This window comes from Streptomyces sp. NPDC057939 (genome assembly GCF_042887545.1).
Taxonomy (GTDB): domain Bacteria; phylum Actinomycetota; class Actinomycetes; order Streptomycetales; family Streptomycetaceae; genus Streptomyces.
Window position 1 is genome coordinate 367,127 of sequence record NZ_JBHVPG010000004.1, and the last position, 20,148, is coordinate 387,274.

The following is a 20,148-nucleotide window of genomic DNA, read 5'->3' on the forward strand; positions in this document are numbered from 1 at the left end:
GGCCGCGCCGGGGCGCAGGATGACGTCATGGAAGAACCCACGCCCGCGGTGCGTCCGGCGCGCCCCGAGGACCTGCCGCGCCTCGTCGAACTGATCCACGAACACATCGCCTACGAGCGCTCCGCCCCGCGCCCGCCCGGTCTGGCCGCCCGGCTCGGCCCGCAGCTCTTCGTCGATGAGCCCCGGCAATGGGTGCTGCTGGCCGAGGCACCCGGGGGCTCCGTGGTCGGATACGCCGCCTGCGCGGCCGAGTTCTCCTTCTGGGACGCCCGGTACCACCTCCACATGGACTGCCTCTACCTGGCCGACGGGGCCCGTGGTCACGGCCTCGGCCGGGCCCTCATGGACGGGGTGGCCGCCCTCGCCCGGGAGCTGGGCCTGGACCACGTCGAGTGGCAGACGCCCGACTGGAACGAGGGCGCGATCCGCTTCTACGACCGCCTCGGCGCGACCGGTCTGCCCAAGCGCCGCTACGGGTGGCCCGTTTAGGCCGTCCGGCCGCCGACGGACGCGGGCCGGCCCCCGCCGGCCGGGGCGGGGGCGGCGGGGTTCCGCCGGCCGGGTCGGGCGGCCCGTACCCGCTCGGCCTACACCCGCTCGGCGCACGAGGCGTGCGCGAGCCGCTCGTACGTGGCCAGGACCGTCCGGCACTGGTGCTCCACCTGGGTGGCCACCGGGACCCGGCGGGCCTGGAAGCGGGCCGAGAACTCCTCGCACCAGCCGGTCACGAGCCGGTCGAGGGCCGGCGCGGCCGGGTGCCCCTGGATGCGCAGGACCCGCAGGAGCATCGCGGCGGCCCGCAGCGAGAGCCGCCGCCCGAAGGCGTCGATGCTGCCGATGGCCGCCGCCGTGGCGTCGACGGGGGCACCGGGCCCGGTCCACTCGGTGGTGATCCGGGGGATCAGGGCGAGCGTCCAGTCGACGGCGCGCAGCAGGGCGGCGGACGCGGGGTCGGCGCCCCCGACCGTGTCCCGCGGTCCGGCCACGCGCGCGGCGTCCTCGGTGAGCCTGGCCGCGAGCACGCGCAGGGCGTGCCGGGGGTCCGGATGCGGGGCCGGATCGTCCACCAGGGCCGAGGCCCACATGGGGACCTCGACGATCGCGGTGGTCCCGTGGTGGCGATGGACCCGGTACCAGGTGCTGAGCCGGGTGTCCTCGGGGTGGAAGGCCCCGCCGGGGCCGGCTCCCGGCTCCGGCATCACGAAGATCCCCGGCCCGGGGGAGGGCCACCCGGCGGCGTCGGACGCCCCGGTCTCGACCGGGATGCGGAGTTCGGCGGCCGACCTCCCGAACGGCTCGGCGAGCCCCGGTATGTCCCGGGTGAGCTGTACCCAGGACCCGCCGAGGTCCGTGCCGTGCAGGGAGACCTGGAGGAAGGGGCGCAGCTCGTCGATGAGCGCGGTCAGCGCGAGCGTCTCGGGCGGCAGCCGGTCCGGGGCGAGTAAAGAGGGTGCCCACTCGGGCTGTTCGGGCCCGGGCGGCCGGAAGAAGTTCCGGTGGTAGTCGAGCAGGGTGTACGGGCGGGGCGTGCGGTGCAGCTCCGCCCCGTCCGGGTCGGCGCAGAGCAGGAAGTGCCAGCCCGCCCCGGCGCCGAGGGCGGGGTCCCGGACGATCCGACGGGCGAGGGACAGGGCCGTCGCCCCGCCGACGGGCTCGTTGGCGTGGGCCCCGGCGACGACCAGGACGTCGCGGGCGCCTTCGCCGGGGTCGACGGAGAGCAGCCAGAGGGGCGCCCCCGCCCGGGAGGTGCCGACCCGGCGGAGCCGGACCCGGGCGGGGTGTTCGTCCGCCAGAGCGCGTGCGGCCAGGGCGAGTTCTTGAGGTGTCGGGTAGCGCGTTTCACGGAGGAGGGTCACATGGGATGCCATGCCCGCCGCGCACGCCCCCTACTGCTCCCCGCGCCCCGCACTTCTCCGGATCCCCCTCCGAAAACCCCTGGCCAACGCCTTGCCCGCCCTCGCCCCGACCGCCCCCGATCCGCTCCCGCCGGGCCGGGAACCTCCCTACGCCCCTTCCGCCCGCCCGGAGTACCCGCCCGTTCCCGCGTCCGTGCGGATCAGCGCCAGCGCCGGGCGCCTGGCCAGCAGCCCGGCCAGGTCGACGGCCCCCTCGTACGAGGTGTCCGCCGCGCCGTCGCCGCAGCCCGGCACCACCGCCCAGCGGCCCGGCGGCAGGGTCAGGGCGGTGCCCCGCCAGCCGCCCGCACCGGCCAGCCGGTGCGAGAGGCGGGTGGCCACCGCGACGAGCCCGCCCGTACGCGCGAAGGCGACGCAGTGCTCCGCCGCCGGCCCCCGGGCCTCCAGCGGGGCGTACCCGGTGAACAGGGCGGGCCGGTCGCGGCGCAGTCGCAACAGGGCCGCGGTCAGGGCCAGCTTCTCCCGCGACACGCCGTCGGGCTCCGTGCCCGCGTCGAGGGCGGCCAGCTCCTGGCGGGCGAAGTGGGCCGGGCGCCGGTTGTCCGGGTCGACCAGGGCCCGGTACTCGCTCTCCGCACCCTGGTACACCTCGGGCACCCCGGGCATCGTCAGGTGCAGCAGGGTCATGCCGAGCAGGCCGGCCCGCGCAGCGCCCGCCAGCTCGGCGGGGAGCTCCTCCGCGCCCTTCGGGACCGCTGCCGTCACGCCCGCCTCGTACGCCTCGTCGGGATCGGTCCACGAGGTGCGCAGACCCGCCTCCCGGGCGGCCTTCAGCAGGGCCGCCGCCAGCCGCTCCGCCCGCTCGGGCACCTCGCCGAGCCCCAGCGCGCTCTGCCGGGCGACCCAGGCGAGCTGCGGGTCCCCCTCCAGCGGCTCCGGTCCGGCCATCAGCTCCGGCGCCTGGGACAGCACCGCGATCCGGGCCCGGACGTCCGCGCTGCGCTTGGTGTCGTGCGTGGACAGCACGGTCCCCGAGGCGGGCCAGTCCCGCTCCAGGGCGGCGCAGTACGCGTGGAACTCCCCGAGCGGCACCGCCGGCGCGCCCGGTTCCCCGCCGACCTCGGTGGCCGACAGCAGCGGGGCCCAGCGGTAGAAGGCCCGGTCCTCCAGGGACTTGGCGCGCAGCGCCGCCGAGGTCTGGGCGAACCGGGCCGTGAAGGCCGGATCCCGCAGCAGGAGGTCCCGTACGCCGTCCACCGCGGGCCGCCCGGCCCACCGGGCGGCCTCCTCCAGGGTCCGCTGGTCGGGCCCGGGCCCGTCGGGGTAGGTGCGGTAGACCGGGTGGGCGATCAGCAGTTCCCGTACGGCCGGGGCCGCACCGGGGCCGGCCCGGTCTTCCAGGAGGGCCAGTTCGGCGGCCAGGTCCACGGTCAGGACCTCCCGGGCCGCGGCCGCGGCGGTCTCCTCCCAGGAGGGCAGGCCGGTGGCGCGCCCGTACGCGCGGGCCAGCTCGGCCGCGCCGGCCGGATCGGTGAAGAGCCCGTCGATCCGGTGCAGCGCGTCGTACCCGGTGGTGCCCGCCACCGGCCAGGCCGACGGGAGCCGTTCGTCGCGGGCCAGGATCTTCTCCACCACCACCCAGCAGCCGTCCCCGGCGGCGGCCCGCAGCCTGCGCAGGTACTGCCCCGGGTCGGCCAGTCCGTCCACGTGGTCGATGCGCAGGCCCTGCACCACTCCGTCCCGCACCAGCTCCAGCACCTTCGCGTGGGTGGCGGCGAAGACGGCCGGGTCCTCGACGCGGACCCCGATCAGGTCCGAAATGGTGAAGAAGCGACGGTAGTTGAGCCCGGTCCGGGCCTCGCGCCACCATGCCGGCCGGTACCACTGGGCGGCCAACAGCTCCGGCAGCGGCAACCCGGCGGTGCCGGCCCGCAGCGGGAACTCCTGCTCCCCGAAGCGCAGTACGTCCCCGCCGACCCGGACGTCGTAGGTGTCCGCGGGTTCTCCGAGCACCGGCAGCAGGAGCTGTCCGCCGCCCGCCGCCCAGTCGATGTCGAACCAGCGGGCGTACGGGGAGTGCGGTCCCTCCCGCAGCACTTCCCACAGCGCCCGGTTCAGCCTCAGCGGTGACGGCACCGCCATGTGGTTCGGCACGATGTCCAGGACCAGGCCGAGCCCGTGGGCGCGGGCCGTCGCGGCCAGGGCCCGCAGCCCCGGCTCGCCGCCGAGCTCGGCCCGGACCCGGGCGTGGTCGGTGACGTCGTACCCGTGCGAGGAGCCGGGCGCCGCCTCCAGGACGGGGGAGAGGTGCAGGTGCGACACGCCGAGCGCGGCGAGGTGCGGTACGACCGCCCCGGCCGCCTCGAAGGGAAACTCCGGGCACAGCTGGAGGCGGTAGGTCGACGCCGGAGTGACAGATTTCGGAACATCAGATTCCGTTCGGATGCTGTGCTGCGGCAGGCTCATGAGAACGTACGTACCCAGCCTGCCGGATTCCGTGCCATTACCCAATGCATCCGGGTGACTGCGTCGGGTTAGCGTTGATCAAGTGGTTGGAACCGTCAACACCTATCGAAACGTCATCGCCCTGACCGGGCCCCTACTCCCCCTCGTCTCCTTCTTCGCCCGACTGCCCGTCGCGATGTCCCAGTTCGGGAGCGTCCTGCTGGTCGCCCAGACCAGCGGCTCCCTCGCCACCGCCGGCATCGTCGGAGGCACCCTCTCCGCCGGCCAGGTGGTCTTCGGTCCCGTCCTCGGCCGGCTCGCCGACCGCCACGGGCAGCGGCCCGTCGTCCTGACCGCGGCGGCCGTCAACGCCGTCGCCACCGCCGCCCTCGTCGCGGGAGCCCTCGGCGGCCTCGCGACCGTCCCGCTCGCCGCGATCGGCGCGGTCACGGGCGCCTCCGTACCGCTGATCGGACCGCTCGCCCGGACCCGCTCCGTCGCCCTCGCCCACCGGGCCGAGTCCGACGAGGCCGTCGTCGGAGCCGTCCACTCCCTCGAAGGAACGCTCGACGAGGTCTCGTTCGTCCTCGGCCCGGCCCTCGTGGGACTCGCCGCGCTCGTCGCGCACCCCGCCGTCGCCCTCGCCGGCGCGGCCGGACTCGTCGTGGTCTTCGGCACCGCCTACGCCCTGCACCCGACCGCCGCCGTCACGTCGGGGTCCCCCGCGCGACCGAAGGCGGAGGCGGGCGGCCGGACCCGCCACCCCCGCGTCGTCCACGCCGTCCGCGGCTCCCTCGCCCTCCAGGGCGCCATGTTCGGCGCCTGCCAGGCCGGAATCGCCTCGCTGACCGCGCAGTTGGGCGTCCCCGGCCAGGCCGGGATCGTGTACGCCGCCATGGGCGTCGTCAGCGCCTTCGTCGGCCTCGCCCTGGGCGCGCTGCCCGCCCGCTTCGGGCTGCGGCTGCGCTGGCGGGCGGCCACCGCCTCGGCACTGGTCCTGTCGGTGCCGCTGCTGTTCACCGACTCGCTGTGGCCGCTCTACGCGGTCGTCACCGTCCTCGGCGCCGCCTACGCCCCCCACCTGATCACCGCGTTCGCGCTCACCGAGCGGGTCGTCGAACCCGCCCGGCTCGCCGAGGCCATGGCCTACGCCGCGAGCTCCCTGGTCGCCGGGCAGGCTGTCGCCCTCGCCGTCTCCGGGCGGCTCGCCGAGTGGTACGGGCCGTCGGGGGCGTTCGCCGTGGCGGTCGGGGCGGCCGCCCTGTGTCTGACCCTGGCGCTCGTCACCCGCGTCCCGTCCGCCCGTACCCCCGCCAAGCCCTTCATCCCGGCCCAGCGGAGCACCTCCCCGGCCGTCGGGGAGGGCAGCACCTCCTACGCCGGACGCTGAAGCACCACCAGAGACCGCCCCGTCAGGGCCACCCGGTCCCCGGCCGCGTACTGCGGCCCGGTACCGGGTGGCAGCACGTCCGCCCGCGCCGTGTTCACCACCAGGTGCCAGCGCGCGCCGTGACCGGCCGGGATCGTGAAGTCCTGGTGCTCCGCTCCGGCGTTGAACATCAACAGGAACGAGTCGTCGGTGATCCGCTCCCCGCGGGTGCCCGGCTCCGAGATCGCCTCCCCGTTGAGGAACACGGTCAGCGCCCGCGCGCTCTGCGCCTGCCAGTCCCTGGCCCGCATCTCCTCGCCGTGCGGGGTGAACCAGGCGATGTCGGACAGCTCGTCGTGCGTGCCCTCGACCGGGCGGCCGTGGAAGAACCGGCGCCGCCGGAACACCGGGTGGTCGCGGCGCAGCCAGACCATCCGCCGGGTGAACTCCAGGAGCGCGGGCGGCTCCTTGCCCGGCTCCGGCCAGGCCACCCAGGCCACCTCGTTGTCCTGGCAGTAGGCGTTGTTGTTGCCGCCCTGCGTCCGGGCGAACTCGTCGCCGTGGCTGAGCATCGGCACGCCCTGCGAGAGCATCAGGGTGGCGGTGAAGTTGCGCATCTGCCGCTCGCGCAGGTCCCGGACCTCAAGGTCCTCCGTCGGCCCCTCGACACCGCAGTTCCACGACCGGTTGTGGGTCTCGCCGTCCCGGTTCCCCTCCCGGTTGCCCTCGTTGTGCTTCTCGTCGTAGGAGACGAGGTCGTGCAGGGTGAAACCGTCGTGGCAGGTGGTGAAGTTGATCGAGGCCAACGGCCGCCGGCCGTCGTCCTGGTAGAGGTCCGAGGAGCCCGTCAGTCGGCCCGCGAATTCGGCGAGCGTCCGCGGCTGCCCGCGCCACAGGTCCCGTACCGTGTCGCGGTACTTGCCGTTCCACTCGGTCCACAGCGGCGGGAAGTTGCCCACCTGGTAGCCGCCCTCGCCCAGGTCCCACGGCTCGGCGATCAGCTTGACCTGGCTCACCACCGGGTCCTGCTGCACCAGGTCGAAGAACGAGGACAGCCGGTCCACCTCGTGGAACTGCCGGGCCAGCGTGGCCGCCAGGTCGAACCGGAAGCCGTCCACGTGCATCTCGGTCACCCAGTACCGCAACGAATCCATGATCAGCTGGAGTACGTGCGGGGACCGCATCAGCAGCGAGTTCCCGGTGCCGGTGGTGTCCGTGTAGTGCCGGGCGTCGTCGCCCAGTCGGTAGTACGAGGCGTTGTCCAGGCCGCGGAAGGACAACGTCGGACCGAGGTGGTTCCCCTCCGCCGTGTGGTTGTAGACCACGTCCAGGATCACCTCGATCCCGGCCTCGTGCAGCGCCCGCACCGCCGACTTGAACTCCAGCACCTGCTGCCCGCGGTCACCCGAGGCGTAGCCGTTGTGCGGGGCGAAGAACCCGATGGTGTTGTAGCCCCAGTAGTTGCTCAGGCCGTCGTTCGCCAGCCGGTGGTCGTTGACGAACTGGTGCACCGGCATCAGCTCCAGCGCCGTGACGCCCAGCTTCGTCAGGTGCCCGATGACCGCGGGGTGCGCCAGCGCCCCGTAGGTGCCCCGCAGCTCCTCCGGGAGGTCCGGGTGCCGCATGGTCAGGCCCTTGACGTGCGCCTCGTACAGCACCGTGTGGTGGTACTCGTGGCGCGGCGGTCGGTCGTTGGCCCAGTCGAAGTACGGGTTCACCACGACCGAACTCATCGTGTGCGGAGCCGAGTCCAGGTCGTTGCGGGAGTCGGGGCGGCCGAAGTGGTAGCCGTACACCTCCTCGCCCCAGTCGACCTTCCCGCTGATGGCGCGCGCGTACGGGTCCAGCAGCAGCTTCGCCGCGTTGCAGCGCTGCCCCCGTTCGGGCTCGTACGGGCCGTGGACCCGGAAGCCGTAGCGCTGGCCCGGCATGATCCCGGGCAGGTAGGCGTGGCGGACGAAGGCGTCCGTCTCGCGCAGCTCGATGGCGGTCTCCGAGCCGTCGTCGGCCAGAAGGCACAGCTCGATGCGGCGCGCGGCCTCGGAGTAGACCGCGAAGTTGGTGCCGGCGCCGTCGTACGTGGCGCCGAGCGGATACGCCTGTCCCGGCCAGACTTGCATGGATAACGACTCTTTCCTCGGGGTCGGAGGATGTCCCGGCTGATCCGGCGTGGACCACGTCACTGCCAGATCTTCCCCGAAAGAGGGTCTCCACGCGTGGACTTGGGATGCTCCTACCGGGTGACCCGGAGAGCTGATAGGCGGGTCAACGGACAGTCCGCGCATCACATAATGAGTCAACGGACTGCCGGGGCAAGGAGCATGGGCTCACCCGACGGCCGCTTCGGGCTGCATCGGACCGCGCGCGCGGAGTACCCTTCCGTGATCACTGGAGACGGGCGTCCAGACGCAGAAGGCGGTGCACGGGTGAGCTCGGGAGGTCTGGAGCTGCCCCCTGGTGACGGTGGTCACGAGGGTGGCCCGGCGGATGCCCCAGGAGGGGCCCCCGCGGGGGTGGCGGCCGGGACGGTGTCGGTGGCCCCGCCGGAGGCCGGGAGCGTACGGGCCGGCGCCGAGCTGGACTGGGGCGCGGACGCGTGGAGCGAGGTCCGCATCCGTGCCCAGCGCGCGGGACGCGCCTACATCTGGCTGAACCTGATCGAGCAGCGCCTGCGATCGGTCGTCGGCGCGGTCCTGCGGCCCGTCTACGAACCGGTGCACGGCGGCGACGACTGGGTGGTCGCGGCCGCCGGCCCCGCGGGGCAGGAGTGGGTGCAGCGGGCCGTCGCCGTGCGCGAGGTCAGCCGTCGCAAGGGCTACCTCCTCGACCCGGCCGACGACAACGTGCTGAGCTTTCTGACGCTGCCGCAGCTGCGTGAGCTGATGGTCCAGCACTGGCCCTGCTTCGAGCCCTACTTCGACGACCGGCGGGAGATCGAGCTGGCGCTCGACGAGCTGGAGGTCACCCGGAACGTGGTGTCCCGCAACCGGGCACTGTCGCGCCCCGTGCTGGAGCAGGCCGAGCGCGCCTCGGCGCGCCTGCTGGAGGTCCTGGGCGCGGGCGCGGGCAGCCCGGCGGCGGACCGGCTGCCGATCGACGCGGTCGAGGACCTCGTCGGCGACCGGTACGCGGACGTCATCTCGGTCCACCCCGACCGGGTGCGGCTCCAGCGGCAGCTCCCGGCCGAGGACCTCTTCGGCGGGGCGCGGCGGCTGGACGCCATCGGCATAGGCCTGAACCTGCTGGTGCAGAACTTCTCGGGTCGAAGACTCGTCCGGCTCACCGAGGCGGGCTGCCGGGTCCGACTGCTGTTCCTGAACCCGGCGAGCAGCGCCGTCAAACGCCGCGAGCGGGAGCTGGGACTGCGCAAGGGCGAGCTGAGCCGCTCGGTCGAGATGAACATCCTGCACGTGCGCCGGGTCCGGGCGGGCCTGCGGGACCCCTCGCGCTTCGACATCCACGTGTTCGACGAGACCCCGCGCTTCACCGCCTACCTGGTGGAGGGCGAGACCTCGGGCATCGCGGTCGTCCAGTCGTACCTGCGCCGGGCCCGCGGCATGGAGGCCCCGGTGCTGGTGCTGCGCGGTGGCGGCCGCGGCGTACCGAAGGACGCCGACCACGGCCTCTTCACGACCTACCGCGAGGAGTTCGAGTCGGTGTGGGAGGACTCCCGCCCGGTCTCGTGACGAGGGGCCGGGGCCGGCCCGCCCCGGCGCCCGCGGGCGCGGCGGCCTCCGGGGCGGGGCGGGGCGGGCGCGGTCGCGCCCTACGGGCTCGACGCCCCCGCCGGCACCTCGACGCCCCCCCACGAGTCCCTCGGCGCCCCCGCGGGCCGGGGGTGCGTTCCCGCGGCGGTCGGTGCGGGGGCCGAACCCCGGCGGCGGCGGTGTCAGTGGGCCGTGTCAGGCTGAAACCCGTTGACCGGACAAACGGGGGAGGGCGCGTCATGGAGGCGTGGCACGGGGGAGCACTGGTCGGTTTCGACCTGGAGACGACCGGTACGGAGCCGGGGGAGTCCAGGATCGTGACGGCCGCGGTGATCGAGGTGCGGGACGGCGCGGTGCACGGGAGGCGCGGCTGGCTCGCGGATCCGGGGATACCCATTCCGGAGCAGGCCTCGGCGATCCACGGCATCAGCACGGAGCGGGCGGTCGCCGAGGGCCGCCCGGTCCGCGAGGTCGCGGACGAGGTCGCCGACGTGCTGGTCGGGCACTGGCTCCGGGGCGCGGTGGTGGTGGCGTACAACGCGGCGTTCGACCTGACGCTGCTCTCCGCCGAACTGGCCCGGTACGGGCTGCCCTCCCTCGCCGACCGGTTGGGCGGGGCCGAGACCGGGCCGGTGGTGGACCCTCTGACCATCGACCGGGCCGTGGACCGCTACCGGCGCGGCAAGCGGACGCTGGAGGCGGTGTGCGGGGTGTACGGGGTCACCCTCGACGCGGCGCACGACGCGGGGGCCGACGCGCTGGCCGCGGTGCAGGTGGCCCGCGCGATAGCCGTCCGGCACCCCGAAGTGGCCTCCCTCACACCGGCCGACCTGCACGACCGGCAGGGCACCTGGCACGCCCGCTGGGCCCGCGACTTCCAGTCGTACCTGCGCAAGCAGGGCACCCCGGACGCGGTGATCGACACGGCCTGGCCGCTGCGCGACCTCGTCCCCGCCTGAACCGGGACGACCGGGCCCCGCGGCGGGAGCGCCCCCCCCGATACCGGCGGACGACCGGCCCGGCGACGGTTCCTAGAACGGGTGCCAGCGGGTTTCCGTGTCGCCTTCGCGCAGCGAGGCGACCCGGCGGCGGAACTCGGCCAGCGCCTTCGGATTGGCCGGCGCGTGCTGGGACACCCAGGCGCAGCTGGCCGTCTCGCGGGCGCCGCGCAGCACCCGGCAGCCCTCCCACTCCCGTACGTCCCATCCGTACGCGGACACGAACGCCTCGTAGGAGTCGGTGGGCAGCCCGTACCGATCGCGGGCCAGGGCCATCACCACCAGGTCGTGTTCCCGCAGGTCGGTGGAGACGGTCTCCAGGTCCACCAGGACCGGCCCGTCGGGACCCACGTGGACGTTCCGGGTCAGGGCGTCACCGTGGATCGGTCCGGGCGTCAAGTGGGGTGTCAGGAGCGCGACTTCGCCCGCGTAGGCGTCGCGGCGGGCCCGCAGGTACGCGGCGTCCTCCGGGTCCACGGAGTCGCCGGCCAGCCGCAACCAGCGCTCCACGCCGCCCAGGAGCTCCCGAGGGGGCAGGGCGAACGGCGGTGCGGGCAGCGCGTGGACGAGCCGCAGCAGCCCGGCCAGATCCTCCGGACCGGCCGCTCGGACCGCGTCCGGGAGTCGGTGCCACAGGGTCACGGGGTGTCCGGAGACGAGCCGGGGTTCCGCCTCGGCGGCGGTGACGGCCGGGATTCCGGCCTGCTCCAACCAGTGGGCGACGGCCAGTTCGTGTGCGGCCCGCCCGACGAGCGCCGGATCCGCGCGGCCCACCTTCACCACCAGGTCCCCGGCGGTGAAGACCGCGTTCTCGCCGAGCGCCACCAGCACGGCGCCCGCGCCCAGGCCCACTGCTTCCAGTACGTTCCTGGCCTGCGCCTCGTCCATCTCGTTCTCCGGGTCCGGACCGTCGTGAATCCGCCCAGTCTCGCATCCCGCGCGAAGTCCCCGGACCCGTGGACCGACGCGTCCCCCCACACGTCGGCCCACGGCAAGGCCCTGCGCCGCAACGCGGTGCCAGGCCCGGAGGAGCGACCCCCGTTCGCTGAAATGAAGTTATCTAAATTTGGAGAACCGATCAAGTGGTCCACTCGTTAGAGTTGGTGCACCTGCCGAGCCAGCCCAGGAGAGCCCATGCCGGTTCGTCACGTCGACGGAAACCTGCTCCGCAAAGTACGTCGCGCCGCCGACCTGACCCAGGGCGAGGTCGCGGACCGGCTCGGGGTCACCGTCCCGGCCGTCGTCGGGTGGGAGAGCGGCAAGTCACTGCCGGACGGTGAGAAGCTCCCGGCACTGGCGCAGGCGCTCGGCGCCGACCTGGACGAACTCTTTCCCCGTTCCCTGCCCCCGGACCTGGCCGACCTCCGCTGTGACGCCGGGTACTCCCAGTACCAGACGGCGGCGATCACGGGGACGCGCAGCGCCGGCCCGGTGGCCAACGCCGAACGGGGCAGGCGGCGCCTCTCGGAGAAGTTCCTGCCGCTCCTCGCGCAGGCGTACGGGGTGAGCGTCGAGGCGCTGCTGGCCGCGGAGGAACGCTCCTTCAGCCCCGCCCCGCCGGACGCCGCCGACGCTCCCGTGCGGGAGCCCCGGCCGGAGGTCGCGCCGGGGGAGCCGCGGCCCGGTTCGCCCGGCACCCTGTCGGAGAAGCTCGCCCACCTCCTGGCGGAGACCTACACGGCCCCGCACCCCTCCGACGCCGTGATCGCGGCGCGCGGCAACGCGAAGGTCGGGTCCGCGGTGCTGAGCGAGGAACTGGTCCGCGGGCTGCGGACGGGCGAGGTGGAGGCGGCCTCCGATGAGGTCCTCGACGCGCTCGCCGCGGCGTTGGCGGTGCCGCCGCTCTTCTTCCGGAGCGACGACGCCGAGGTGCACCGGATCATCAGCGGCATGCGGCTGGTCCGCGGCGGCCTGGCGGGCATCGCGGCCCGCGGCGGGGGCGACGGCCTGCCCGCCGAGCTGCTGGACTTCATCGGCGGCGTCGTCGACGGCATGCGCCCCAGGTGAGGCGCGCCGCGTCGACGGGTCGGCGCGCCTAGGGGGTGTTTTGGAAGTAGCGCCGGGCGCCGCGGGCCAGGCGGGACTTCTGAAACACCCCCTAGGCGAGGGAGTCCTCCAGCACCTCTTCGGCGACCGCGGGGTCGGCCTGCGCGTACGCCTCGCCGACGCGCAGCAGCCACGGCACCTCGTCCGCGAAGAAGTCCTCCCCGGCGGCGGGGAACTCGGCCGGTACGCCGGGTTCGCGGACCGGGTCCCGCATGTTCAGCCGTGCGGACAGGATCCAGTACGCCTGTGCGACGGCCTCCGCGTCCCGGCCCTCGTGCCCCTCGCTCTCCGCGAGTTCGAGCGACACCTGGTACAGGTCGTCCGGGGCCCGGCGCCGCATGGCGTGGATGACGTCGCGGATCTCCGTGACGTACCGGCCCAACCGCACCTGTGGGGAAGCGTCGTGCGCGAACAGGTCGCGCAGGGTGTTGAGGCGGTCGGCGAGCGGCCGCCCGGGCAGCAGCCGGCTCGGCGCGCGGCGCACCAGGTCCGGGGCGGTCAGGGCCAGGTCCCGCCACAGCGGGTGGAGTTCCGCCAGCATCCGGTACGCCCGCACCCGGTTGACGGCCGCCTGGCTGGCCGGGGCGATGACCCCGAGGGTCCAGCACAGGAAGGAGGTGTACAGCAGGACGTCGGTGGCGGTCTCCTGGAGGTCCGCGGCGGCTTGCGGGACGGGGTGGAAGGCGACGACGACGGCGTACGCGGCGCGGACCGCCGCGTACAGCGCGCCCGCCGCCATGCCGAACGCCATCACCGCGAGGCCGGTCCGCAGGGTCCGGCGGGCGGCCCCGCGGGCGGCGCCCGCCCACTGGTAGCCGCACAGTCCGATGACGGCCCCGCTGTAGCCGTAGAAGAGGGGCATGTAGACGGCCAGGCCGGCCTCCCCCGCATGGCGGGCCATGAACTGCGAGCCCTCCGGCACCGGACCGCGGTCCAGGACCAGCAGGAAGACCGCCGCCATGACGGCGATGACCGCCACGGCCCCGGTGACGGCGTGGCGTTGGACCGCCACCGTCACGCGCGCCCCCCGGGAGGTGGAGCCGTCGCCCGCGGCCCCGCGGTAGACGGCGGCGACGTACCGCAGCAGCACGCACATGCCCGCCACGACGAAGCAGTGCTTGAGCAGCGTGGACAGGTCGTCCACGCCCAGGCCGTCGACCAGGTGGCGGCCCAGGTCGGTGCGCAGCAGCCAGGCGCAGCCGAGTACGGCGAACGCGCCCCACAGGGAGCGTTCGCTCGTGCGGCCGCGCAGGGCGGAAGGGATGCGCCAGAGCGCCTGCACGAGCAGGAGCAGCACGATCGCGTAGGTCAAGGCGTCAGACAAGTCCACTCCTGGCCGGTCGGGAGAAGGGGCGGGAGAGGGTGTCGTCGAGGCCGCGCAGGGTGCCGTCCTCGATCCGGTCGGAGGCGAAGGCCTCCTCGTGGAGCAGGTCGGCGATCATCTCGGCGCGCCGTTCGACGTGGGTGTCGTAGCGGTGGCGGGCCATGAACGGGCCCGCCTCGGTCAGGCGGGCCGTCAGTTCCGGTGAGAGTTCCGGCAGGAGGGCGGCCGCCCCGTCGGGTTGGGTCGTCGGGTCGTCGCACCACAGGTGGGCGAGCTCGTGGAAGACGACCCGCTGCCGGTGGTATCCCGAGATGCTCTCCGGGATGAAGATCAGGTCCAGGAGCAGCCGCTCGTGGTGGACCCACAGCCCGCAGACGTCGCTCTGCCCGAGCAGGCTGTCCGGGGCCGTGACCAACTCGATCCGGCGCCCGCGTTCCGCCTCGATGGCGGAGATCAGCGAGGCCGTGCTGAAGGGGTGGGGCAGCGGCATGGAGCGGACCGCGCGGCGGGCCTCCCTGCGGACGGCCCGGTTGCGGACCGGGGCCGGTGAACCGCTCGCGGTCCGGACCGATCGACGAAGGAACGTTCCTCCCGGCACCTCGCGGCACCTCCCCGCATTCTCCCCGGACACCCCGGAACCGACCCCGCCGCCATCGGGCGGAAGTTCGAAATCCTAGGCCAGTGTGCGCGATCGGGCGCAGGCGGGGACGAAGTGATGGACGCGGGTGCTCCGGATCGGCTGCCGGAATCAGGTTGCACGAGACGTATCGTCTCGTTAAGCTCCTGCCATGACCTCAGCCAAGCCCGCACACATCGCCATGTTCTCCATCGCCGCCGCCGGCCACGTGAACCCGAGCATCGAAGTGATCCGGGAACTCGTCGCCCGGGGCCACCGCGTCAGCTACGCCATCCCCGCCCGGTACGCCGACAAGGTCGCGGAAACCGGCGCCACCCCGGTGATCTGGAACTCCACCCTCCCCACCGAGGAGGAGCCCGAGGCCTGGGGCACCGAACTCATCGACAACATCGAGCCCTTCCTGAACGACGCCGTCCAGGCCCTGCCGCAACTCGCCGCCGCCTTCGAGGGGGACGAGCCCGACCTCGTCCTCCACGACATCACCTCCTACCCGGCGATCGTCCTCGCCCGCCGGTGGGGCGTCCCCTGCGTCTCCCTCTCCCCGAACCTGGTCGCCTGGACCGGCTACGAGGAGGAGGTCGCCGAGCCGATGACCGCCGCACTGCGCGCCACCGAACGCGGCCGGGCCTACTACGCCCGCTTCCGTTCCTGGCTCGACGAGAACGGCATCGCGGACGACCCCGACCCCTTCGTCGGCCGCCCCCGCCGCAGCATCGTCCTCATCCCGCGCGCCCTCCAGCCGCACGCCGACCGCGTCGACACCACCGTGCACACCTTCGTCGGGGCCTGTCAGGGCGACCGCAGTGCCACCCAGGGCACCTGGACCCGCCCGCCCGCCGCCGAGGGCAAGAAGGTCCTCCTGGTCTCGCTGGGCTCCACCTTCACCAAGCAGCCCGCGTTCTACCGGGCCTGCCTCGATGCGTTCGCCGAACTCCCCGACTGGCACGTCGTCCTGCAGATCGGCAGGTTCACCGACGAAGCCGAACTCGGCCCCGTCCCCGCCAACGCCGAGGTCCACCGCTGGGTACCCCAGCTCGACATCCTCCACCGGGCCGACGCCTTCATCACCCACGCCGGCGCCGGCGGCAGCCAGGAGGGCCTCGCCACCGGCACCCCGATGGTCGCCGTCCCCCAGGCCGTCGACCAGTTCGGCAACGCCGACATGCTCGCCTCCCTCGGCGTCGCCCGCCACCTCCCCATGGAGGAGGCCGACGCCAAGACCCTGCGGGAAGCCGTCCTCGGCCTCCTCGCCGACCCCGAGGTCACCGCCCGGGCCGAAGCCGTCCGTGCCGAGATGGCGGCCGAGGGCGGTACCCGCCGCGCCGCCGACCTCATCGAAGCGGAACTCCCGGCGCCGGGCGCCCGGACCTGACCGACAGGACCGGAAGGAGACGGCCTAAGGTGCCGCCATGACGAACAGGACGGGCACCCCCGACACCCCCCGGAAGTACGCGGCGCTGCTGCGGGGCATCAACGTGGGCGGCAGCAGGAAGGTCCCCATGGCGCAGCTGCGCCCGCTCATCGAGGCACTCGGACACGGCGACGTACGGACCTACCTGCAGAGCGGCAACGCCGTCTTCAGCAGCACCCGGCACGACCCCGACGCGCTCGCCCGCGAACTGGAGGCAGCCATCGAGGCCCACTTCGGCTTCCGGGTGGCGTGCCTGGTCGTGGACGGGGACCACTTGAAGGCCGTCGCCGACGCCTGCCCCTTCCCCGCCGCCGAACTGGAGGGCAAGCAGCTCCACGCCACCTTCTTCTCCGAACAGCCCGCCGAGGAACGCTTCCGTTCCGTGGATCCGGCCGCCCACCTTCCCGAGGAGTACCGGATCGGCGACCGCGTCGTCTACCTCTACGCCCCCGACGGCCTGGGCCGCTCGAAACTGGCCGAGGCCCTCGCCAGGCCCGCCGTCGTCAAGGGCCTCGACGTGACCACCCGCAACTGGAACACGGTCGCCAAACTCGTCGAACTGACCCGCCCCTGACTCCCCACCGCCCCCGGCAGACCCGCCCTACGGAGCCAGCGCGTCGAGCAGCGCCAGCTCCCGCGGCTCCAACCGGATCGCCCCGGCCGCCAGGTTCTCCGCCAGGTGGGCGGGCGAACCGGTACCCGGGGTCGGGCACAGCACCGGCGAACGGTGCAGCAGCCAGGCCAGCGCGACCTGCCCCGGGCCCGCGCCGTGCGCGGCGGCCACCGCCGTCACCGCCGCCGCGCTCTCCCGGGTCAGGGCGCCGCTGCCCAACGGGTAGTACGGCAGGAAGGCGATCCCGTGCGCCTCGCACAGCGCCAGCACCTCGGCCGACGAACGGTCCAGCAGGTTGTACGGGTTCTGCACAGCGGCGATCGGCGACAACTCCATTGCTGACCGCAGCTGTTCGGCGGACACCGTGTTCAGCCCGACGTGCCGGATCTTTCCCTCCGCCCGCAACCCCTCCAACGCGCCCAGCTGTTCGGCCATCGGCACCGCCGGATCGAAGCGGTGCAGCTGGTAGAGGTCGATCCGCTCCACCCGCAGCCTCCGCAGGCTCGCCTCGCACATCTCGCGCAACTGCTCGGGACGCCCCGCCACGTGCCACCGGTCCGGTCCGGTACGGACCACCCCGCCCTTGGTCGCGATCACGAGGCGCTCCCCGTACGGGTACAGGGCCTCGGCGATCAGCTCCTCGGCCAGCGACGGGCCGTAGTTGTCGGCCGTGTCGATGAGGGTGACCCCGGCCTCCACCGCCGCCCGCAACACCGCGTGCGCCTCGACCCGGCCGCCCCGCGGACCCCAGTAGCCGGACCCGACCAAACCACCCGTGCCGAACCCCAGACGTCGTACCGACAGGTCCCCACCCACGTCGAACACCGTGTCCACCATGGCCCGACGGTACCTCGCGGCACCCGGTGTGCCAGGCTCGGGGCATGCGTTACATCATCATCGGCGCCGGGGCGATCGGCGCGACCATCGGCGGACGTCTCGCCGGAGCCGGCCTCGACACCGTCCTCGTCGCACGCGGCGCGCACGCCGAGGCGCTGCGCGCGGACGGACTGCGCCTCACCACCGCCGACGGGACGCGGGTGCACCGGCTGCCCGTCGTCACCGCGCCCGGGGAACTCGGCGCCCTGCGCCCCGACGACGTGCTGCTGCTGGCGGTCAAGACCCAGGACGCCATCGCCGCGCTGGACGCGTGGGGGGACGCGGAGGTCGAGGGCGGCGGCACCGCGGCCCAGCGCCTGCCGTTGCTGTGCGCGCAGAACGGCGTCGAGAGCGAACGCCTCGCCCTGCGGCGCTTCGCGCGCGTGTACGGCGTCTGCGTCTGGCTGCCCGCGACCTTCCTGGAGCCGGGCGTGGTCTCCGCGCTGTGCGCCCCCCTCACCGGGATCCTGCACCTCGGGAAGGCCCCCGGCGGCGCCGACCGGCGGATCCGGGACATCGCGGCGGACCTGACCGGGGCCGGCTTCGGGGCGCCCGTCGTCGAGGACGTGATGCGCTGGAAGTACGCGAAGCTGCTCGGCAACCTGGGCAACGCCATCCAGGCGACCACCGGACCCGACCCGGACCCGGCGAAGGCGGCGCTGATGCTGCGCGCCGTCCGGGAGGGGAAGGCGGCGTTCGGGGCCGCGGGCATCGACCACGCCTCCGACGCCGAGCAGGAGGCCGCCCGGGAGGGGAAGATCGAACAGCCCGCCGGTGTGCGCGGCGGGTCCTCCTGGCAGAGCCTGGCCCGGCGGACGGGTTCGGTGGAGGCCGACTACCTCAACGGGGAGATCTCGCTGCTGGGCCGCCTGCACGGCGTGCCGACCCCGGTCAACGACGTGCTGCGGCACGCGGCGAACATCTTCGCCCGGGAGTCCCTGCCGCCGGGCGCCATGTCCGTGGAGGACCTGACCGCCCTGGCCGACGAGGCTGCCGCCCGCGGCTGACCCCGCCGGAGCCCGAAGGCCCTGGCCTTCGGGCTCCGGGCTTCGGGTCAGGCGGTCAGCGCGTCGCGGACGGCCGGCGCGGTCCGGGAGGACACGGCCGAGTCGAAGCGGCACAGCAGCAGGCGGGCCAGTTCCGGGGCCGCGCCCAGGACGTCGGCCACCACGTCGGCGCCGGACTCCGCCGCGCCCGCGGCGATGCGGTCCGGGAGGCGGCCCGGCGCGATGACGTACGGGGCCACCGCGATCCGGCGGACCCCCTCGGCGCGCAGGGCCCGTACGGCGTCCTCGGTGCGGGGCAGAACAGCGGAGGCGAACGCAGGCCGCACGGCGCACCAACCGGTGTGCCGCCACTCCCGCGCGATTTCAGCGATCACTGCGATCGCCTCCGGGTCGGAGGATCCGGCGGACGCGAGCACCACACCGGTGCCGGCGCGGTCCGCCGGGGTGAGGCCGAGACCGGCCTCGGCGAGGCGGCGTTCCAGGGCCGCGACGAGGAGCGGGGACGGCCCGAGGACGCCGGCGACCCGGACCGACAGGTCCGGGAGCCGGGTCGTCGCCTCGGCCAGCACGGCCGGGATGTCGGCCTTCGCGTGGAAGGCCCGCGTCAGGAGGAGCGGCAGCGCCACGACCTCCCGTACGCCGGACAGGTACAGCGAGGCCAGGGCCTGCGAGACGGTCGGACCGTTGAAGTCCAGGAAGGACGTCTCCACCCGCAGCCCGGGCCGCAGCTCCCGCGCCCGCCCGACGAGGGCGTGCACGGTCGCCGCGTGCCGCGGGTCGCGACTGCCGTGGGCGATGACCAGAAGTGCGCGGGACACGGGACTCAGCTCTTGACCAGCAGGCCGCGGGAGCGCAGCACCCACCGCTCGACCGGGCTGAAGATCAGCAGGTCGATGGCGATGCCGACCACCAGGATCAGGATGATCGCCAGGAACACGCCCGGCAGGTCGATGTTGTTGCGACCGTTCTCCAGCAACTGGCCGAGGCCGAGGCCCAGGTCGGGGGAGCTGGCGATGATCTCGGCGGCCATCAGGGAGCGCCACGAGAAGGCCCAGCCCTGCTTCAGGCCGGCGAGGTAGCCGGGCAGCGCGGCGGGCATCACGATGTGTCGGGCCCCGCGCAGGCCGGTGGCGCCCAGGGTCCGACCGGCCCGCAGGAACAGCGGCGGGACCTGGTCGATGCCGGAGACGAGGCCGTTGGCGATCGAGGGGACGGCGCCCAGCAGGATCACCGTGTACATCATGGCGTCGTTCAGGCCGAACCAGAGCACGGCCGGCGGCACCCAGGCCACCGACGGCAGGGACTGCAGGCCCTGGAGGATCGGTCCGATGGCGGCGCGGACGAACTTCACCCGGGCCACGAGCAGACCGAGCGGCGTGCCGATGGCCAGGGCCAGCAGGAAGCCGAGCAGACCGCGCGACACGCTGGTCCAGACGACCTCCAGCAGGGTCCCCTTGACCCACATGTCGGACAGGCTGTCCCACACGGCGGACAGGGCCGGGAGCTTGGTCTCGTCGGTGACCTTCGCCGCGACGAGGATCTGCCAGACCAGCAGCACGAGGCCGACGGCCAGCAGTGGGGGCAGGACCTTCTTGACGAGGACCTCACGGACCGGCGTACGGCGGATCTCGACCGCGTCGAGGGCGTCGAGGCCCGCTTCCAGGCCGGCCAGGTCGTCGCCCTTCCTGCGGGCGGAGGCCTCGGCGGTGGTGTCAGTGCTGGCCATGGCGGCGGATCTCCCCACGCAGGTGTTCAGTGATCTCAAGGGACAGTTCGGCGACGTCCGAGTCCTCGATGCGGCGCGGCTGGGGAATGTCGACGGTCCATTCCTTCGCGATGCGTCCGGGGCGGGAGGAGAG

Annotated in this window: 16 protein-coding genes and 2 pseudogenes; 8 read left to right on the forward strand and 10 right to left on the reverse strand. The window is 73.9% G+C overall.

Annotated features, from left to right (window positions below):
* Positions 1 to 27 precede the first annotated feature (27 nt).
* Positions 28 to 489 (forward strand): GNAT family N-acetyltransferase, encoded by a 462-nt coding sequence (locus ACFVS6_RS07660; RefSeq protein ID WP_389701567.1) that lies wholly within the window; start codon positions 28 to 30, stop codon positions 487 to 489.
* A gap of 98 nt (positions 490 to 587) precedes the next feature.
* Here ACFVS6_RS07660 and ACFVS6_RS07665 read toward each other — a convergent pair whose 3' ends face one another.
* Positions 588 to 1,856, reverse strand: coding sequence for a M14 family zinc carboxypeptidase (locus ACFVS6_RS07665; protein ID WP_389701615.1), 1,269 nt, complete (start codon positions 1,854 to 1,856; stop codon positions 588 to 590).
* Between the two features lie 147 nt (positions 1,857 to 2,003).
* Positions 2,004 to 4,322 (reverse strand): malto-oligosyltrehalose synthase, encoded by a 2,319-nt coding sequence (gene treY, locus ACFVS6_RS07670; protein WP_389701569.1) that lies wholly within the window; start codon positions 4,320 to 4,322, stop codon positions 2,004 to 2,006.
* Between the two features lie 82 nt (positions 4,323 to 4,404).
* Between treY and ACFVS6_RS07675 the strand changes: the two genes are divergently transcribed.
* Complete coding sequence (locus tag ACFVS6_RS07675; RefSeq protein ID WP_389701571.1) at positions 4,405 to 5,691, forward strand: MFS transporter; 1,287 nt, start codon at positions 4,405 to 4,407, stop codon at positions 5,689 to 5,691.
* Here ACFVS6_RS07675 and glgX read toward each other — a convergent pair.
* Positions 5,676 to 7,790, reverse strand: a complete 2,115-nt coding sequence (gene glgX / locus ACFVS6_RS07680; RefSeq protein WP_389701573.1) for a glycogen debranching protein GlgX — start codon at positions 7,788 to 7,790, stop codon at positions 5,676 to 5,678. The two genes, ACFVS6_RS07675 and glgX, sit on opposite strands and share 16 nt — an antisense overlap.
* Positions 7,791 to 8,096: 306 nt before the next feature.
* On the opposite strand from glgX, the gene ACFVS6_RS07685 reads away from it, so the two are divergent.
* Positions 8,097 to 9,356, forward strand: a complete 1,260-nt coding sequence (locus ACFVS6_RS07685; protein WP_389701574.1) for an SAV2148 family HEPN domain-containing protein — start codon at positions 8,097 to 8,099, stop codon at positions 9,354 to 9,356.
* A gap of 260 nt (positions 9,357 to 9,616) precedes the next feature.
* A complete protein-coding gene (locus tag ACFVS6_RS07690) occupies positions 9,617 to 10,336 on the forward strand; it encodes a 3'-5' exonuclease (protein ID WP_389701576.1) in 720 nt (239 codons plus the stop codon).
* 72 nt (positions 10,337 to 10,408) lie between these two features.
* Here ACFVS6_RS07690 and ACFVS6_RS07695 read toward each other — a convergent pair whose 3' ends face one another.
* Positions 10,409 to 11,263: a phosphotransferase enzyme family protein gene (locus ACFVS6_RS07695; RefSeq protein WP_389701578.1), complete on the reverse strand. Its 855-nt coding sequence runs from the start codon at positions 11,261 to 11,263 to the stop codon at positions 10,409 to 10,411.
* Between the two features lie 246 nt (positions 11,264 to 11,509).
* On the opposite strand from ACFVS6_RS07695, the gene ACFVS6_RS07700 reads away from it, so the two are divergent.
* On the forward strand, positions 11,510 to 12,382 hold the full coding sequence (locus ACFVS6_RS07700) for a helix-turn-helix domain-containing protein (RefSeq protein ID WP_389701579.1): 873 nt from the start codon (positions 11,510 to 11,512) through the stop codon (positions 12,380 to 12,382).
* Between the two features lie 91 nt (positions 12,383 to 12,473).
* Here the strand turns inward: ACFVS6_RS07700 and ACFVS6_RS07705 are convergent, their stop codons facing one another.
* Complete coding sequence (locus ACFVS6_RS07705; protein WP_389701581.1) at positions 12,474 to 13,745, reverse strand: MAB_1171c family putative transporter; 1,272 nt, start codon at positions 13,743 to 13,745, stop codon at positions 12,474 to 12,476.
* Positions 13,738 to 14,235, reverse strand: a complete 498-nt coding sequence (locus ACFVS6_RS07710) for a hypothetical protein (protein ID WP_389701583.1) — start codon at positions 14,233 to 14,235, stop codon at positions 13,738 to 13,740. Before ACFVS6_RS07710 ends, ACFVS6_RS07705 begins: the two co-directional genes overlap by 8 nt.
* 257 nt (positions 14,236 to 14,492) lie before the next feature.
* Between ACFVS6_RS07710 and mgt the strand changes: the two are divergent.
* Positions 14,493 to 15,754 (forward strand): annotated as a pseudogene (gene mgt, locus ACFVS6_RS07715) (macrolide-inactivating glycosyltransferase).
* A 37-nt stretch (positions 15,755 to 15,791) separates the two neighbouring features.
* Complete coding sequence (locus ACFVS6_RS07720) at positions 15,792 to 16,367, forward strand: DUF1697 domain-containing protein (RefSeq protein WP_389701585.1); 576 nt, start codon at positions 15,792 to 15,794, stop codon at positions 16,365 to 16,367.
* A 27-nt stretch (positions 16,368 to 16,394) separates the two neighbouring features.
* Here ACFVS6_RS07720 and ACFVS6_RS07725 read toward each other — a convergent pair whose 3' ends face one another.
* Positions 16,395 to 17,243: an aldo/keto reductase gene (locus ACFVS6_RS07725; RefSeq protein WP_389701586.1), complete on the reverse strand. Its 849-nt coding sequence runs from the start codon at positions 17,241 to 17,243 to the stop codon at positions 16,395 to 16,397.
* 44 nt (positions 17,244 to 17,287) lie between these two features.
* On the opposite strand from ACFVS6_RS07725, the gene ACFVS6_RS07730 reads away from it, so the two are divergent.
* Positions 17,288 to 18,289 (forward strand): ketopantoate reductase family protein, encoded by a 1,002-nt coding sequence (locus tag ACFVS6_RS07730; protein ID WP_389701588.1) that lies wholly within the window; start codon positions 17,288 to 17,290, stop codon positions 18,287 to 18,289.
* Positions 18,290 to 18,336: 47 nt separating this feature from the next.
* Here the strand turns inward: ACFVS6_RS07730 and ACFVS6_RS07735 are convergent, their stop codons facing one another.
* The 3 genes and pseudogenes from ACFVS6_RS07735 to ACFVS6_RS07745 form a co-directional block, all read right to left on the reverse strand.
* Positions 18,337 to 19,107: a sirohydrochlorin chelatase gene (locus ACFVS6_RS07735; protein ID WP_389701590.1), complete on the reverse strand. Its 771-nt coding sequence runs from the start codon at positions 19,105 to 19,107 to the stop codon at positions 18,337 to 18,339.
* A gap of 5 nt (positions 19,108 to 19,112) precedes the next feature.
* A complete protein-coding gene (locus ACFVS6_RS07740) occupies positions 19,113 to 20,015 on the reverse strand; it encodes an ABC transporter permease (protein WP_389701591.1) in 903 nt (300 codons plus the stop codon).
* Positions 20,002 to 20,148 (reverse strand): annotated as a pseudogene (locus ACFVS6_RS07745) (ABC transporter ATP-binding protein); the annotation flags it as partial. The pseudogene ACFVS6_RS07745 and the gene ACFVS6_RS07740, both read right to left, overlap by 14 nt.